Annotated in this window: 14 protein-coding genes and 1 pseudogene; 10 read left to right on the forward strand and 5 right to left on the reverse strand. The window is 71.2% G+C overall.

Annotated features, from left to right (window positions below; translation table 11 throughout):
• Positions 1–8 precede the first annotated feature (8 nt).
• Both BJ959_RS11135 and BJ959_RS11140 read right to left on the reverse strand, forming a co-directional pair.
• Positions 9–2651 carry a bifunctional FO biosynthesis protein CofGH gene (locus BJ959_RS11135; RefSeq protein WP_153981905.1) on the reverse strand — a complete coding sequence of 881 codons (2643 nt, stop codon included), beginning with the start codon at positions 2649–2651 and terminating at the stop codon, positions 9–11.
• A 12-nt stretch (positions 2652–2663) separates the two neighbouring features.
• Complete coding sequence (locus BJ959_RS11140) at positions 2664–2807, reverse strand: hypothetical protein (protein WP_153981906.1); 144 nt, start codon at positions 2805–2807, stop codon at positions 2664–2666.
• A 401-nt stretch (positions 2808–3208) separates the two neighbouring features.
• Here BJ959_RS11140 and BJ959_RS11145 point away from each other — a divergent pair, with 401 nt between their 5' ends.
• Positions 3209–3721: a hypothetical protein gene (locus BJ959_RS11145; protein WP_153981907.1), complete on the forward strand. Its 513-nt coding sequence runs from the start codon at positions 3209–3211 to the stop codon at positions 3719–3721.
• Here the strand turns inward: BJ959_RS11145 and BJ959_RS11150 are convergent.
• Together BJ959_RS11150 and cofD are read right to left on the reverse strand one after the other, a co-directional pair.
• On the reverse strand, positions 3712–4383 hold the full coding sequence (locus tag BJ959_RS11150; RefSeq protein ID WP_341799871.1) for an HAD-IA family hydrolase: 672 nt from the start codon (positions 4381–4383) through the stop codon (positions 3712–3714). The genes BJ959_RS11145 and BJ959_RS11150 overlap by 10 nt on opposite strands.
• The gene (gene cofD / locus BJ959_RS11155; RefSeq protein ID WP_153981908.1) at positions 4380–5405 is read right to left on the reverse strand and encodes a 2-phospho-L-lactate transferase; all 1026 of its coding nucleotides are present in this window, start codon (positions 5403–5405) and stop codon (positions 4380–4382) included. Before cofD ends, BJ959_RS11150 begins: the two co-directional genes overlap by 4 nt.
• 164 nt (positions 5406–5569) lie before the next feature.
• Here cofD and BJ959_RS11160 point away from each other — a divergent pair, with 164 nt between their 5' ends.
• The 9 genes and pseudogenes from BJ959_RS11160 (at position 5570) to mutM (ending at position 14273) form a co-directional block, all read left to right on the forward strand.
• Positions 5570–6418 carry a nitrilase-related carbon-nitrogen hydrolase gene (locus BJ959_RS11160; RefSeq protein WP_153981909.1) on the forward strand — a complete coding sequence of 283 codons (849 nt, stop codon included), beginning with the start codon at positions 5570–5572 and terminating at the stop codon, positions 6416–6418.
• 9 nt (positions 6419–6427) lie between these two features.
• Entirely contained in the window at positions 6428–7891 is a 1464-nt protein-coding gene (gene hydA / locus BJ959_RS11165) for a dihydropyrimidinase (protein ID WP_153981910.1), read from the forward strand.
• A 40-nt stretch (positions 7892–7931) separates the two neighbouring features.
• A pseudogene (locus BJ959_RS11170) lies at positions 7932–8947 on the forward strand (TIGR03842 family LLM class F420-dependent oxidoreductase).
• Positions 8948–9010: 63 nt separating this feature from the next.
• Positions 9011–10264, forward strand: coding sequence for an FAD-binding domain-containing protein (locus BJ959_RS11175; RefSeq protein ID WP_153981911.1), 1254 nt, complete (start codon positions 9011–9013; stop codon positions 10262–10264).
• A 50-nt stretch (positions 10265–10314) separates the two neighbouring features.
• A complete protein-coding gene (locus BJ959_RS11180; protein ID WP_153981912.1) occupies positions 10315–11682 on the forward strand; it encodes an aspartate aminotransferase family protein in 1368 nt (455 codons plus the stop codon).
• 152 nt (positions 11683–11834) lie between these two features.
• Positions 11835–12362, forward strand: coding sequence for a YceD family protein (locus BJ959_RS11185; RefSeq protein WP_341799875.1), 528 nt, complete (start codon positions 11835–11837; stop codon positions 12360–12362).
• Positions 12363–12423: 61 nt separating this feature from the next.
• Positions 12424–12627, forward strand: a complete 204-nt coding sequence (gene rpmF, locus BJ959_RS11190) for a 50S ribosomal protein L32 (RefSeq protein ID WP_047566040.1) — start codon at positions 12424–12426, stop codon at positions 12625–12627.
• 16 nt (positions 12628–12643) lie between these two features.
• Positions 12644–13324 carry a ribonuclease III gene (rnc, locus tag BJ959_RS11195; protein WP_153981913.1) on the forward strand — a complete coding sequence of 227 codons (681 nt, stop codon included), beginning with the start codon at positions 12644–12646 and terminating at the stop codon, positions 13322–13324.
• Between the two features lie 19 nt (positions 13325–13343).
• Positions 13344–14273: a bifunctional DNA-formamidopyrimidine glycosylase/DNA-(apurinic or apyrimidinic site) lyase gene (gene mutM, locus BJ959_RS11200; protein ID WP_153981914.1), complete on the forward strand. Its 930-nt coding sequence runs from the start codon at positions 13344–13346 to the stop codon at positions 14271–14273.
• Positions 14274–14285: 12 nt separating this feature from the next.
• Here the strand turns inward: mutM and BJ959_RS11205 are convergent, their stop codons facing one another.
• Complete coding sequence (locus BJ959_RS11205; RefSeq protein WP_153981915.1) at positions 14286–15359, reverse strand: GNAT family N-acetyltransferase; 1074 nt, start codon at positions 15357–15359, stop codon at positions 14286–14288.
• Positions 15360–15445 lie beyond the last annotated feature (86 nt).

The raw sequence follows: 15445 nt of genomic DNA on the forward strand, positions 1-15445 counted from the left end.
GGCCCCCACTATCCTCCCGATCGCACCTCGGCAACAGTCAGGGTCAGTCGACGGCCCGTCGCGGCGTAGCCCTGCTCGCGGTGCGCCTGGGCGACGGCGACCCGCTCGGGTGCGGGCGAGCCGTACGTCGTCGTACGCTGCCGGGCGACCCGCCCGATCGAGGCGGCGAGGGCCTCGAGCTCGGCGACCGTCTTCTCCGAGCCGTTGTCGGCGCCGGCCATGCGGCTGATCGTCTCCTCCATGAGGGTGCCGCCGAGGTCGTCGGCGCCGCCGCGCAGCATGAGCCGCGTGCCGTCGTCGCCGAGCTTCACCCACGAGGTCTGGATGTGGTCGATGCGTCCGTGCAGCATCAGGCGCGCGACGGCGTGCACCGCGCGGTTCTCCTGCGGCGTCGGGCCGGGGCGGGCCACGCCCGCGAGGTAGATCGGCGAGCTCGCGTGCACGAAGGGCAGCAGCACGAACTCGGTGAAGCCGCCGGTGTCGTCCTGCACGCGCGCGAGGGTGCGCAGGTGGGCGACCCAGTGGGGCGGAGCATCCACGTGCCCGTACATCATGGTGCTCGATGACCGGATGCCCAGCCGATGCGCGGTGGAGACGATCTCGATCCACTCCGCGGCGGGCAGCTTGCCCTTGGTGAGCACCCAGCGCACCTCGTCGTCGAGAATCTCGGCGGCGGTGCCGGGGATCGTGTCGAGCCCGGCCTCCTTCGCCGCGGTGAGGAACTCGGCGAACGAGAGCCCCGTGCGGGCGGAGCCGTTGACGATCTCCATGGGGCTGAAGGCGTGCAGGTGGATGCCCGGCTGGCGGCTCTTCACCTCGCGGGCGAGGTCGAAATAGGCGGTGCCGGGGAGGTCGGGGTGGATGCCGCCCTGCATGCAGATCTCGGTCGCACCGAGCGCCCAGGCCTCATCGACCCGGTCGCCGACCTGCTGCATCGACAGCGTGTAGGCGTCGGCATCGGTGCGGCGCTGCGCGAAGGCGCAGAAGCGGCAGCCGGTGTAGCAGACGTTGGTGAAATTGATGTTGCGGTTGACGACGTAGCCGATCTCGTCGCCGACCGTGTCGCGCCGCACCCGGTCGGCGAGGTCGGCGACCGCGTCGAGGTCGGCGCCGTCGGCCTGCAGCAGGGTCAGGTAGTCGGCGTCGCTGAGCCCGGCGGGGGCATCCTCTGCTTTGCGCAGCACGGCAGCGACGCCCGTGCTCACGGCGACCGTGCGGGTGCGGGCGTCGACCGTGCGCTCGCGCAACTCGGCCCAGTCGCCGTACACCTCGTCGACGTCGCTGCGGGTCTCGGTGCGCCGGCCCTCGGTGTCGATCGCGACGTGCAGGTCGGTGCGTCCCGTTCCGGCGCGGCTCGCCCAGTCGGGGTCGGGCTCCTGCCACGGGATGCCCCGCAGCAGGGCTGACTCGTCGGCGAGCCCGTCGGGGCCAGCGAGCGCGCGCACGTGCGGCACGATGCGCGGGTCGAGCCAGGGCTCTTCGGCGCGCACGTAGTGGGGGTGGGCGGTGAGCCGCTCGTGCAGCGTGAAGCCGCTCTCGGCGGTGAGGCGCGCGAGCTCGTCGATCTGCGGCCAGGGGCGCTCGGGGTTGACGTGGTCGGGCGTCAGCGGGCTGACACCGCCCCAGTCGTCGATGCCGGCACGGATGAGCAGCCCGAGCTCTTCGGCGTCGGTGAGGTTCGGCGGCGCCTGCACGCGCGCGCTCGGCCCGAGCACGAGGCGGCTGACGGCGACGGCGGCGATGTACTCCTGCAGGGCGAGATCGTCGGCGGCGCGCATGGCCGTGCGCGGCTTGGCGCGGAAGTTCTGGATGATGACTTCCTGGATGTGCCCGTGCCGCCGTGCGGTCGCCCGGATGGCGAACATGCCGTCGACGCGCTCGGCGTAGGTCTCGCCGATGCCCAGCAGCAGCCCAGTCGTGAACGGGATCGCGCTGCGCCCTGCGTCCTCCAGCACCCGCAGCCGCAGCTCGGGGTCTTTGTCGGGGGAGCCGAAGTGGGCGAGGCCGCGCGTCTCGAACAGGCGCTTGCTCGTCGTCTCGAGCATCATGCCCATGCTGGGCGCGACGGGCTTGAGGCGCTGCAGCTCCTGCCAGCTCATCACGCCGGGGTTGAGGTGCGGCAGCAGCCCGGTCTCCTCGAGCACGAGAATCGCCACGCTGCGCAGGTAGTCGAGAGTCGAGTCGTACCCGCGGGCATCGAGCCACTCGCGGGCGGCGGGCCAGCGGTCCTCCGGGCGGTCGCCGAGGGTGAAGAGCGCCTCCTTGCAGCCGAGCGCCGCGCCGTGGCGCGCGATCTCGAGCACCTCGTCGGGGGAGAGGTAGGGGGTCTTGCCCTGCGCGGCGAGCTGGTTGGGAGTCTGCACGAACACGCAGTAGTGGCAGCGGTCGCGGCAGAGGTGCGTGAGGGGGATGAACACCTTGCGCGAGTACGTGATGACGCCGGGGCGTCCGGCGCGCTCGAGCCCCGCATCCCGCACCCGCCCGGCGACGGCCAGCAGGCGGTCGAGGTCGTCGCCGCGGCAGTGCAGCAGCGTCTCGGCCTCGGTCGCGTCGAGCGTCACGCCGCTCTCGGCCCGCTTCAGGGCCCGCGAGATCGCCGAGGCGGTCGGCACGAACCCGCCGTCGGTTCCGGATGCGTCGCTCGCGTTCATGGAACCCTCACCCTACCCGCGCCCGCCTCCGTCGCCGCGCGTTCGCCGGTCGCGCCACCGCTGACGCACCCCGTGCGCGAGCCGCACGACCATGCCGATCGCGACCGCGATCAGGAAGAGGATCAGGATGAACCGCAGCACGCTTCCGGCGTTCATCGGACCACTCCGCGCTCAGCGCTCGCCATCAGTCCTCGTCGTTCGTGTGCGCGCCGCCGTCACGAGCCGAACGGCGATCCCGACCACCAGCACGGCGGCGAACCCGAGAGCCAGCAGGGGAGCGATCGCTCCGAATGACACGCGTGGCCTCCCTCTGATCGGCGTTGCTGCGAGTCTTGCACGCGCGTATCGGCATTGTGTCTGAGTCCCTTCCAGAACTGCGGATCAGAACGAACCTTCTTCATCTGCATCCGCAGATCTGGAAGGGGCGGTCGGGGTTTGCCCTTGGGACGACCGCTCGGCCTTCCACGTCCCCTCCGCACCCTTCGCTCGCTCGTCTGGTCGGTACCGTCAGCCGTCATCGGGGCGCTTCGGGGGGTCGCTGCCCTCAGGCTCGACGGATGCTCCGACGCCCGATCGACCCCGCTCTCCACCCCGAGGTGCCCGGGCCGGGGAGGCCGGCTCCGCCGGGCTACGAGTTCGCGGGGTTTCGGCGGTTCGAGCTCGTGCTGCGGCAGCTCGGCGGCATCGCGTCACGGCGGGAGCTGCTCGCGGCGACCGACGGCGACGAGACGAGCTTCTGGTTCGCCCTGCACTATGGCTACCTCGACCGCGTCCGCACCGGCTGGTACGCCGCGGCGACGGTTCCCCCTGACGCGCGCGCTGCGTGGGCTGCCGGGGGCCCGCTCGCGTGCGTCAGCGCCCTCGTGCACCATGGCGTGCTCGACCCCGCTGACCACCGGATCGACGGCACACTGCACATCGCCCTCGGGCGGGGCGGCCATCGCTTCGTGACCGATCGCCCCGTCGTGGCGCACTGGGGCGACGAGGATCGCGCTTCGGGAACGCGGATCGCCGTCTCGCTCGAGACAGCGCTCCGGCAGGCGAGGTGGTGCGCTTCAGCTCACCAGTGACCGCGTACGCGCGGGCTCGTGGCGTGCAGGGAGATGGTCGCCCGCGTGTAGTCGGCGATGCGGTCGAGACCGGCGGTCTCGGGGCCCGCGTAGTCGCCGCGCACCACGACGCGCGCGCCCGCCGCGCGACCGGCCCGCAGCCCGGCGCCGACGTCCTCGACGACGATGCAGCTCGCCGGGTCGACCCCGAGACGGCTGGCCGCGAGCAGGTAGCAGGCCGGGTCGGGCTTGCCGACCGCGACGTCGTCCGCCGTCACGAGCACGGGCGGCGTCGGCAGCCCGGCCGCGTCGAGGCGCGCGTGCGCGAGCAGGGCGCTCGCCGAGGTCACGATCGCCCAGGGTGCACCGAGCTCGACCAGTCGCTCGAGAAACTCTTGGGCGCCCGGCAGCGCGACGGTCTCGTGCACGAGCTCGAGCTCGCGCGCATCGAGCCAGGCGGCCGCCGCCGCTCGCTCGCTCTCGGGCAGAAACCGCGTGATCGTCTCATCGGCCCGCACCCCGTGCGCGACCGCGAGCACCGCCTCGGGGTCGACACCGTGATGCACGGCGAAGTCGTGCCAGGCCCGGTCGACCGCACTCGTCGTGTCGACCAGGGTGCCGTCGTTGTCGAAGAGCAGCGCATCGGCGGCGATCGGTGCCGCCACCCCGCGTCCGTCGCTCACGACGCGCTCCGACGGGCGAGCCCGGCCTGCAGGGCCGCCTCGGCGAGGGCGGCGGCCGAGTCGAGGTCGCGCATCCACAGCGGCACCGCATCCGTCGCGATGCCGTCGGCGCGCAGGCCGTCGACGACCGCCGCGTCCGCCTCGTCGACGAGCCAGGCGTCGAGCAGGCCCGGCTGCGCTGGCCCTGCGCCGACGGCAGCGCCGACGCCCGACCGGGGGCCGTACAGCCGGGCGACCGCGCCGGCATCCGTCGCCACGCCGATCGCCGCGAGGCACGCGTCGGCCATGCCGCGCACCGCGGCTCCGGCGATGATCGGCGAAACCCCGACGATCGGTGCGGCGACAGCGCGCAGCGCATCGCGCATGCCCGGGATGCTCACGATCGTGCCGATCGATACCACCGGGTTCGACGGCGCGATGATCACGACATCGGCCGCCTCGAGCGCCGCGAGGGCTCCCGCCGAGGGCCGCGCCGCCGCGAGCCCGCGCTGCTCGAACCGCAGCGCCGGCAGCTGGGCGCGGTAGCGGGTCCACCACTCCTGGAAGTGCAGGTCGTGCTCACCGCCCGCATCCGAGGCGACCCAGACGTGGGTGTCGACCTCGTCATCGGTGGCGGGGTGCAGGCGCACGCCGCCGAGGTCCCAGCGCTGCTGCAGGCGCGCGACGACCTCCGACAGCGAGGCGCCCGACCGCAGCCAGGCCGTGCGCGCGATGTGCGTGCCGAGGTCGAGGTCGCCGAGCGTGAACCACTCGGGCGTCACGCCGTAGGCCTGCAGTTCGGCCGCGACGCGCTCGCTCTCGCCGACGCGCCCCCAGCCGCGCTGCTCGTCGTTCTGCCCGGCGAGCGTGTACAGCAGCGAGTCGAGGTCGGGTGTGATGCGCAGGCCCCCCAGCCACCAGTCGTCGCCCGTGTTGACGATCACGTCGATCGCGGCCTCGGGATGCCACCAGCGCACCGCTTCGCGCAGCCCGCGCACGAACCGCGCCCCTCCGACTCCGCCCGCGAGCACGACGATCCTCATGCGCTCCACGCTAGCGGCGGTCAGTTGTGCTCATATGTGCGTGTCGCTGTACCTCCGCGCAGAGCCGCCCTATGGTGTGCCTCACGCGTCACTGGGCGGAAACGAGCCGGAAACGCTCGTCCCGCACACTGGCCCCAGTTCAACGAAGAAGAGGGGAAGCATCCATGAGCACCATCCGTGCCGCCATCACCCAGACCACCTGGACGGGCGACAAGGAGTCGATGATCGCGAAGCACGAGCAGTTCGCGCGCGACGCCGCCGCGCAGGGCGCCCAGATCATCTGCTTCCAGGAGCTCTTCTACGGCCCCTACTTCGGCATCATCGAAGACGCGAAGTACTACGACTACGCCGAGCCCGCCGACGGCCCGACGGTGCAGCGCTTCGTGAAGCTGGCCAAAGAGCTGAAGATGGTCATCGTCCTGCCGATCTACGAGGAGGACATGCCCGGCGTCTACTACAACACCGCGGTGGTGGTGGATGCCGACGGCACGATCCTCGGCAAGTACCGCAAGCACCACATCCCGAACCTCGACCGGTTCTGGGAGAAGTTCTACTTCCGCCCCGGCAACCTCGGCTACCCCGTGTTCGACACGGCCGTCGGCAAGGTCGGCGTGTACATCTGCTACGACCGGCACTTCCCCGAGGGATGGCGCGAGCTCGGGCTCAACGGCGCCGAGCTGGTGTTCAACCCGAGCGCGACCAAGCCCGGCCTCTCGAACCGCCTCTGGGAGCTCGAGCAGCCCGCCGCCGCGGCCGCGAACCAGTACTTCATCGGCGCCAACAACCGCATCGGCACCGAGAGCGACGAGTTCGGCGACCTCGCCGTGACGTTCTACGGCTCGAGCTACTTCGTCGACCCCCGCGGCAACTACGTCGGCGAGGTCGCGAGCCAAGACCAGACCGAGATCGTCATCCGCGACCTCGACCTCGACCTCATCCGCGAGGTGCGCAACAGCTGGCAGTTCTACCGCGACCGCCGGCCCGAGTCGTACACCGCGACGGTGAAGCCCTAAGGAGGCCCGATGACCACCATGCTCATCCGCGGCGGAACCGTCGTCTCCGCCACCGGCCGCGGCGCGGCCGACGTGCTCGTCGACGGCGAGACCATCGTCGCCGTGCTCGCGCCCGGCTCGACCCTGCTCGGCCACGACCTGACGGCATCCGTCGACACCGTCATCGACGCGACCGGCAAGTACGTGATCCCCGGCGGCATCGACGCGCACACCCACATGGAGCTGCCGTTCGGCGGCACCGCCGCGATCGACACCTTCGAGACCGGAACGATCGCCGCCGCCTGGGGCGGCACGACGAGCATCATCGACTTCGCCGTGCAGACGGCCGGCCAGAAGGTGTTCGACGGGCTCGCCGCCTGGCACGAGAAGGCGGGCGGCAACTGCGCGATCGACTACGGCTTCCACCAGATCGTGGGCGGCGTCGACGCCGATTCGCTGGATGCTCTGCCGAAGCTCATCGACGAGGGCATCACGAGCTACAAGATGTTCATGGCGTACCCCGGCGTCTTCTACGCCGACGACGCGCAGATTCTCCGCGCGATGCAGGTGGCCGCCGAGCACGGGCTCATGACGATGATGCACGCCGAGAACGGCCCCGCCATCGACGTGCTCGTGGCGCAGCTGCTCGAGCAGGGCAAGACCGACCCGTACTTCCACGGAGTCGCGCGCGCCTGGCAGATGGAGGAGGAGGCGACGCACCGGGCGATCATGCTCGCGCACCTCACCGGCGCTCCGCTCTACGTCGTGCACGTGAGCGCCAAGCAGGCCGTCGAGCAGCTCGCCGCGGCGCGCGACCGCGGCCAGAACGTGTTCGGCGAGACGTGCCCGCAGTACCTCTACCTGTCGCTCGAAGAGCAGCTGGGCGCGGTGAGCGAGAAGTACGGCGCGTTCGAGGGCGCCAAGTGGGTGTGCTCGACGCCGCTGCGCTCGCGCGCCGAGGGCCACCAGGACCACATGTGGCAGTCGCTGCGCACCAACGACCTCCAGATGGTGTCGACCGATCACTGCCCGTTCTGCATGAAGGGTCAGAAAGAGCTCGGCCTTGGCGACTTCTCGAAGATCCCGAACGGCATCGGCTCGATCGAGCACCGCATGGACTTGATGTATCAGGGCGTCGTCACGGGCGAGCTGACCCTCGAGCGCTGGGTCGAGATCACGAGCACCACGCCGGCGCGCATGTTCGGCCTCTACGGCAAGAAGGGCGTCATCGCGCCCGGAGCCGACGCCGACATCGTCGTCTACGACCCGAACGGCCACACCTCGATCGGCATGCCCGTCGACGAGAACGGCAACCCCACGGGCAAGAAGCACCACATGAACATGGACCACGCCGCGTGGGAGGGCTTCGAGATCGACGGCAAGGTCGACACGGTGATCTCGCGCGGCTCGGTCGTCATCCAGAACGACCAGTTCCACGGGCGGGCCGGGCACGGGCAGTACCTGCGCCGCGGCCTGAGCCAGTACCTGGTGTAGCGACAACCGACAGCCCGCGAACGACGAGAGACGAGCATCCATGGATTTCGGCGCTGTTCTGCAGACCAACCCGCCCGCCAGCCGCACGGTGCACCTCGCCAAGCTGGCGGAGCAGTACGGGTTCAGCCACGTCTGGACGTTCGACAGCCACATCCTGTGGCAGGAGCCGTACGTCATCTACTCGAAGATCCTGGCCGAGACGACGCGCATCACGGTCGGGCCCTTCGTGACCAATCCCGCGACGCGCGACTGGACGGTGACGGCGAGCGTCTTCGCGACCCTCAACGAGCTGTACGGCAACCGCACGATCTGCGGCATCGGCCGCGGCGACTCGGCGGTGCGCGTGACGAACGGCAAGCCGACGACGCTCGCCGAGCTGCGGGAGGCGATCCACGTCATCCGCGAGCTCGGCAATTCGCGGGCCGTCGAGTACAACGGCTCGACGCTGCAGTTTCCGTGGAGCCACGGCAGCGAGCTCGAGGTCTGGGTGGCCGCGTACGGCCCGCTCGCCCTGAAGCTCACCGGCGAGGTCGGTGACGGGTTCATCCTGCAGCTGGCCGACCTCGATATCGCCAAGTGGATGATCGAGACCGTGCGCACCGCGGCCGGCTCCGCGGGCGCGACCCGATGAGCGTGAAGTTCTGCGTGGCAGCCCCGATGTACATCGGCACCGACTGGGATCACATGCGCAACCAGACCCGCTGGTTCGGCGGCATGGTCGGCAACCACGTCGCCGACATCGTCGCGAAGCACGGCGAGAGCTCCGACGTGCCGAAGGCCCTCACCGACTACATCGCGGGCCGGCAGGGCTACGACTACAACTCGCACGGCAAGGCGCACAACGACCACGTCGACTTCGTGCCCGACGAGATCGTCGACCGCTTCTGCGTGCTGGGGGATGCGAAAGACCACATCGACAAGCTCGAAGCCCTGCGCGAGCTCGGGGTCGACCAGTTCGCCGGCTACCTCCAGCACGACAACAAGGAGGAGACGCTGCGCGTCTACGGCGAGCACGTCATCCCGGCGCTGAAGGGCAGCAAGAGCGCTCGGGTGTGATGCGCGGGATGCTCGCGCCGAGCATCCCGCCGCCTCTCAGCCGCGGTGCCGCACGATGAGGGCATGACCGCCGACGCTGCAGCCGCGTTCGAACCTACGCGGGCGGCCGGGCTCGCCCGGCTGGCCGACTTCGTTCCGCGTGCCGGGCGCGCCTATGCCGCCGAGCGCAATGCCGACCACGGGCCGGGGGATCGCACGAACGTGTCGACCCTGTCGCCCTGGGTGCGGCACCGGCTCGTCACCGAGCGCGAGATCGTCGCCGCCGTGCTCGAGCGGCACCCGCTGAGCGCCGCTTCGACGTTCGTGCAGGAGGTCTACTGGCGCACCTACTGGAAGGGCTGGCTCGAGCGGCGACCGAGCGTGTGGACGCGCTACGCCGCGAGCGTCGCGCCGACCCTCGACGCGCTGAGCGGTGCTGAGCGCGCGACCTACGACGACGCGGTCGCGGGGCGCGTGGGGCTCGACGGCTTCGACCACTGGGCGCGCGAGCTCGTCAAGACGGGCTACCTGCACAACCACGCGCGCATGTGGTTCGCGAGCATCTGGATCTTCACGCTGCGCCTGCCCTGGCAGCTCGGCGCCGACTTCTTCCTGCGCCACCTGCTCGACGGCGACCCGGCGTCGAACACGCTGAGCTGGCGCTGGGTCGCGGGCTTGCAGACCGTCGGCAAGACCTACCTCGCCACCGCCGACAACATCGCCCGCTACACCGACGGACGCTTCCGGCCGCGGGGTCTCGCGACCGTGGCCCACGCCGTCGACGACGATGCTGCCGTGCCACCCGCCGGGCCGGCGCCCGTGCCCGAGCCGCTGCCGCGCGCGACGCGCGTGGCGCTGCTGCTGCACGAGGACGACCTGCACGCCGAGAGCCTTCCGGCACTGCCGCCGGAGGTGACCGTGGTCGGCGTCGCCGCGCCGACCGCGGGGGAGCCGCGCTCACCCCTCGCGGCGACGGCCGCGGTGCCCGCGCACTTCACCGCCGCGGCGCTCGCCGACGGGCTCGCCCGCGCCGCCGCGTACTGCCGCTCAAGCGGCACCGCGGCCCCCGCCGAGCACCTCCCCGACCTGCACCCCGACACCGTCATCGCCTGGCTGCGCGGCCTCGGCGCCGAGGCGCTGCTCACCCCGCATGCGCCGGTCGGCCCGACCCGCGACCGGCTCGACGTGCTCGCGGCGGCGCTGCGGGCGGAGGGCATCCCGCTGCATCGTCGGCTGCGGGGGTGGGATGCTCGCGCCTGGCCGCACGCCCACCGCGGGTTCTTCCCGTTCAAAGCGCGCATCCCTGCACTTCTGCGCGAGGAGCAGATGCTCGACTGACCGGGGATAATGGGCGCATTCCCGTTCCTTCGACTCAAGGACTGATAGCCATGACCGACACTCTGAACCGGTCAACCCCCGCCGCCCCCGCTCACGACCCCGCCGATGGCGTGCGGGCGTATGAGCTCGATCGTCAGTACGTCTTCCACTCGTGGAGCGCGCAGGGGGCGCTGAAGCCCTTCGTCGCCGCGAGCGCGCAGGGCAGCTACGTCTACACCTACGACGGCGAGACCTACCTCGACTTCTCGAGCCAGCTCGTCAACACCAACATCGGCCACTCGCACCCGAAGGTCGTCGCGGCGATTCAGCAGCAGGCGGCGCAGCTCGCGACCGTCGCGCCCTCGCACGCCGCCCTCGTGCGCGGCGAGGCCGCGAAGCGCATCGTCGAGAAGGCGGGCCCCGGGTTCAGCCAGGTGTTCTTCACCAACGGCGGCGCCGACGCGATCGAGAACGCCATCCGCATGGCGCGCCTCACCACCCACAAGCACAAGGTGCTCTCTACCTACCGCAGCTACCACGGCAACACGGGGGCCGCGATCGCCGCGACCGGCGACTGGCGCCGCATGCCCAACGAGTACGCCTACGGGCACGTGCACTTCTTCGGGCCGTTCACCTACCGCAGCGAGTTCTTCTCCGAGACCCCCGAGCAGGAGTGCGCCCGCGCCCTCCGTCACCTCGAGCGCACGATCGTCGCCGAGGGCCCCGGAACGATCGCGGCGATCCTGCTCGAGTCGGTGCCCGGCACCGCGGGCATCTTCGCCCCGCCGCCCGGCTACCTCGAGGGTGTGCGCGCGCTCGCCGACAAGTACGGCATCGTGTGGATCGCCGACGAGGTCATGGCCGGCTTCGGCCGCACCGGCGACTGGTTCGCCTGGCAGAACCCGACGATCAACCCCAACCGGGCCACCCCCGACCTCATCGCCTTCGCGAAGGGCGTCAACTCGGGCTACGTGCCCGTGGGCGGCGTGGTCATCAGCCCGACGATCGCCGAGGCGTTTGCCGACAAGGTCTTCCCGGGCGGACTCACCTACAGCGGGCATCCCCTCGCCGCCGCGTCGATCGTCGCCTCGATCGACGCGATGACCGACGAGGGCATCGTCGAGAACGCGCGGATGATCGGCGAGCAGCACCTGGGCCCCGGCCTGCGGGCGCTCGCCGAGAAGCACGAGATGATCGGCGACGTGCGCGGCCTCGGCGTCTTCTGGGCGCTCGACCTCGTCACCGACCGCGCGACGCGCGAGCCCGTGAGCGTCGACGTCGTCAACCGCCTCAAGGCCGAGCTGATGGCCCGCAAGGTGCTGCCATTCGCGGCCGAGAACCGCATCCACGTCGTGCCGCCGTGCATCGTGACTCCCGACCAGGTCGCAGACGCCTTGCAGGCGTATGACGGCGCTTTCTCGGCGGTTGCGCAGAAGTAGCGGCCTAGCGTGAGAACGACCGCGGGCATCCCGAGCGATCGGGCGACGGATGCTCGCGGTCGTTGCACGTCCGGCCGCGTTTCCCGGCCCTGACCGACGGTTCTGCGCCCTCCCGGCCAGACCACCGGGCCCGCCCGGTAGACTGACCGGCTGTGCCTGCCGCCTCGAACCCCTATCGCGTGAACGTGCGCGACCTCGTGCACCGCCCCGGCGAGATGCGCGAGAAGAGTCTGACGTTCGCCGTGCCCGAGCAGCTGGGTGCCGCCGTCGTCACCGTTCCGGCCGGCACCGAGCTCGACCTCGACCTGCGGCTCGAGGGCCTGCACGACGGAATCCTCGTCACGGGCGAGGTCGCCACGACCGCCGTCGGCGAGTGCGTGCGGTGCCTCGACCGCGTCGAGCTGCCCCTCGAAGTCGAATTCCAGGAGCTTTTCGCGTATTCTCAGGACGACGCGTACGACTACCTGGTTCACGATGATCACGTGGATTGTGAACCGGTGGTGCGAGACGCGGTGGTGCTGTCGCTCCCGTTCCAGCCGGTGTGCCGCGACGATTGCCCGGGTCTCGACCCCGAGACGGGCGAGCGTCTGGCTGACGTCGGCCCGCGGGAGCCCCGAGTGGAGATCGATCCGCGCTGGGCGGCGCTCGAGGGCCTGGCCCGAGACGCCGACGAGAACTGAGCACCGAACCCCGACCTCACCGGCGCGCAACCGCGCCGGTCTGACAGAGAGAAGAACCACCATGGCTGTTCCCAAGCGGAAGATGTCGCGCTCGAACACCAACGCGCGCCGCTCGCAGTGGAAGGCGTCGGCCCCCACCCTCGTCAAGACCATCGAGAACGGCAAGGTCGTCTACAGCCTGCCCCACCGCGCGAAGGTCGTGGAGGACTCGGCCGGCACGCCCCTGTACATGGAGTACAAGGGCCGCAAGGTCGCCGACGTCTGAGTTATCACCTCTCCCGGTGAGCACAGCAGCTCTCGAGCAGGCCCTCGGGGTCGCGCTCGATCCTGAGCTGCTTGACCTCGCGCTGACGCACCGGTCGTGGGCCTATGAGCACGGCGGCGTCGCGACGAACGAGCGCCTCGAGTTTCTCGGCGACGCCATTCTCGGGCAGGCCGTGACGGTCATGCTCTACACGAGCTACCCCGAGTTGAGCGAGGGCGACCTTGCCAAGCGGCGCGCCTCGCTCGTGTCGGCCGTCGCCCTCGCCGAAGTGGCCCGCGCGATCGGGCTCGGCGAGCACCTCAAGCTCGGCAAGGGCGAAGAGCTCACGGGCGGCCGCGAGAAGTCGTCCATTCTCGCCGACACCGTCGAGGCCCTCATCGGCGCGACCTACCTCGACCTCGGCGGCGACGTCGCCACGGCCCTCGTGCTGCGGCTGATCGAGCCGCTGCGCGCCGACCCCGATCGCTTCGGTGCCGCGATGGACCCGAAGACCTCTCTGCAGGAGCTCGCGGCGGCGCTCAACCTCGGTCTGCCCGTCTACCAGGTGGCCGACGACGGCCCCGACCACTCGAAGGTCTTCACCGCCACCGTCGTGCTGGCGGGGGATGCGGTTGCGAGCGGGTCGGGTACGAGCAAGAAGCAGGCCGAGATGGCCGCCGCGCTCGAGGCCTGGACGGTGCTGCAGGCCCGGCGCTGACCGGAGCCGCAGAACTCCCGTGCCTGAGCTTCCCGAAGTCGAGGTCGTGCGCCACGGCCTGCAGCCCGCCGTCACCGGTGCGCGCATCGTCGCCGTCGAGGTGCTCGACGAGCGCTCGCTGAAGCGCCACGACGGCCCGGCGGAGGACTTCGTCGATCGGCTGACCGGTGCCCGCCTGCTCGGTGCGGTGCGGCGCGGCAAGTTCCTGTGGCTGCCGCTCGAGGAGCGAGACACCGCCTCGGGCGGCGACCCCGCGGCAGAGCCCTCTGCCGCGCTCGTCACCCACCTCGGCATGAGCGGCCAGGTGCTGCTGCGCGACCCGACGGCCGAGGCCGCGCCGCTCACGCGCATCCGCTTCGCCCTGGAGCATCCGACGCACGGCCCTCTGCGGGTCGACTTCGTCGACCAGCGCATCTTCGGCTCGATGGCGGTGGACGCGCTGCTGCCGACGCGCGACGGCGCGGCGGCCGGATACGGGCTGCCGTTGAGCAGCATCCCGAACCAGGTCGCCCACATCGCGCGCGACCCGCTCGACCCCGCGTTCGACGAGCGTGACTTCCTGCGCCGGCTGCAGGGCAAGCGCACGACGGTGAAGCGCGCGCTGCTCGACCAGACGCTCGTCAGCGGCATCGGCAACATTTACGCCGACGAGGCGCTCTGGGCGGCGCGCGTGCACTACGACCAGCCGACGGAGACCCTCTCGACCCGGAAGGCGCGCGAGCTGCTCGAGGAGGTGCGCGTCGTGCTGCGCCGCGCGCTCGACGAGGGCGGCACGAGCTTCGACGCCCAGTACGTGAACGTCAACGGCGCCTCCGGGTACTTCAGCCACTCGCTGCGTGCCTACGGCCAGCAGGGCAAGCCGTGCCCGCGCTGCGGCCGGCCGATCGTGCGCGAGCAGTTCATGAACCGCGGTTCGCACTTCTGCCGCCGCTGCCAGCGCGTCCGCTGACCCACGCTGCCGTCAGCCGGCGAGGTCCTTCCGCCACGCGCCCTCGTAGACGAACGGCTCGAAGCCGAGCCGCTCGTTGACGTCGAGCATGTGCCGGTTCTCCTCGGCGTTGTAGGTGATGATCGCCGGATGCCCGGGCGACACCTCCTCGAGCCATTGCAGGTTGGCCGCCTTCAGCAGCAGGCCGAGGCGGTGCCCGCGGTGCTCGCGCAGCACGATCGTGTCCTCCTGCGCGACGGTGCGCTCGGGCTCGGCCGGCACGGTGAACTCGGTGAATCCGACCAGGCGGCCCGAGGGCACGTGCTCGACGGCCGTGACGACCGGGGTGCGCGGGCTCGACGCCTCGAGCGCCTCGTCTTCGAGCAGCCGCTCGACCGTCCACGGATCCTCGGGCTCCTCCAGCCCGGCGGTGGGGGCGTCGGTGCTCATGCGGGTCAGCAGGTGCGCGATGTCCTCCCGCCACTCCGGCGGGGTCGGCCCCGCCCAGGTGTGCACGCGGTAGTCGGGGCCAGCCGCCTCCTCGGCCGAGCGCCGCACCGCGGCGATGCCCGCGGCGGGCAGGGCGAGGCGACTGCCGCGCTCGACCTGCTCGAGCCGGTAGCCCATGGTCTGCAGCAGCCGCACCTCGGGGGTGCCGGCGGGTACCGATCCGAAGCCGGTCGGGGCGGGGATCCGGATGCCCCCGCGCTTCCAGGAGGGGGCGTAGACGATCGTGCGGGTGCGGCCCTCGCCGAGCGCGACCGCCTCGAGGTGCCGGGCGAGGGCCTCGCCGACGCCGTGGCCCCGGGCATCCGGAAGCACCTCGACGTGCATCCACGCGGTGTCGGCGGCCTCCTCGGTGCGCGTCTCGTAGATGCCGCGCCCGACCAGTCGGCCGTCGAGGCGCGCGGCGAAGAGGCGCTTGGGTTCGAAGGCCGTCTTCTGCCAGCCGGGCAGCAACTCGGCGGCCGTGTAGACGTTGTCATCGCTGCCGGAGTCGTGACGGTTGACGGCGTTGCGCAGCTCGACCAGCGCCAGAAACTCCTCCGCCTCGGGGGAGTCCAGGGTCTCCGGGATGCTCACCTCGGTGATCTCGATCGCACTCATGCCGCGCCTCCGTCGCTATGGGGTCTGGCTCGTGACCAGCCCGCCAGACTAGCCGCCCTCGACCCGATACGGTAGACCGCAGCCGT

The sequence above is a fragment of the Microcella frigidaquae genome, assembly GCF_014200395.1.
Lineage (GTDB): Bacteria > Actinomycetota > Actinomycetes > Actinomycetales > Microbacteriaceae > Microcella > Microcella frigidaquae.

Coding starts and splice junctions, on each gene's coding strand:
- hydA (WP_153981910.1), top strand. CDS start 6,428: ATGACCACCATGCTCATCCGCGGCGGAACCGTCGTCTCCGCCACCGGC.
- BJ959_RS11180 (WP_153981912.1), top strand. CDS start 10,315: ATGACCGACACTCTGAACCGGTCAACCCCCGCCGCCCCCGCTCACGAC.
- cofD (WP_153981908.1), bottom strand. CDS start 5,405: ATGAGGATCGTCGTGCTCGCGGGCGGAGTCGGAGGGGCGCGGTTCGTG.
- BJ959_RS11205 (WP_153981915.1), bottom strand. CDS start 15,359: ATGAGTGCGATCGAGATCACCGAGGTGAGCATCCCGGAGACCCTGGAC.
- BJ959_RS11145 (WP_153981907.1), top strand. CDS start 3,209: ATGCTCCGACGCCCGATCGACCCCGCTCTCCACCCCGAGGTGCCCGGG.
- BJ959_RS11140 (WP_153981906.1), bottom strand. CDS start 2,807: ATGAACGCCGGAAGCGTGCTGCGGTTCATCCTGATCCTCTTCCTGATC.
- BJ959_RS11175 (WP_153981911.1), top strand. CDS start 9,011: ATGACCGCCGACGCTGCAGCCGCGTTCGAACCTACGCGGGCGGCCGGG.
- rpmF (WP_047566040.1), top strand. CDS start 12,424: ATGGCTGTTCCCAAGCGGAAGATGTCGCGCTCGAACACCAACGCGCGC.
- BJ959_RS11135 (WP_153981905.1), bottom strand. CDS start 2,651: ATGAACGCGAGCGACGCATCCGGAACCGACGGCGGGTTCGTGCCGACC.
- BJ959_RS11160 (WP_153981909.1), top strand. CDS start 5,570: ATGAGCACCATCCGTGCCGCCATCACCCAGACCACCTGGACGGGCGAC.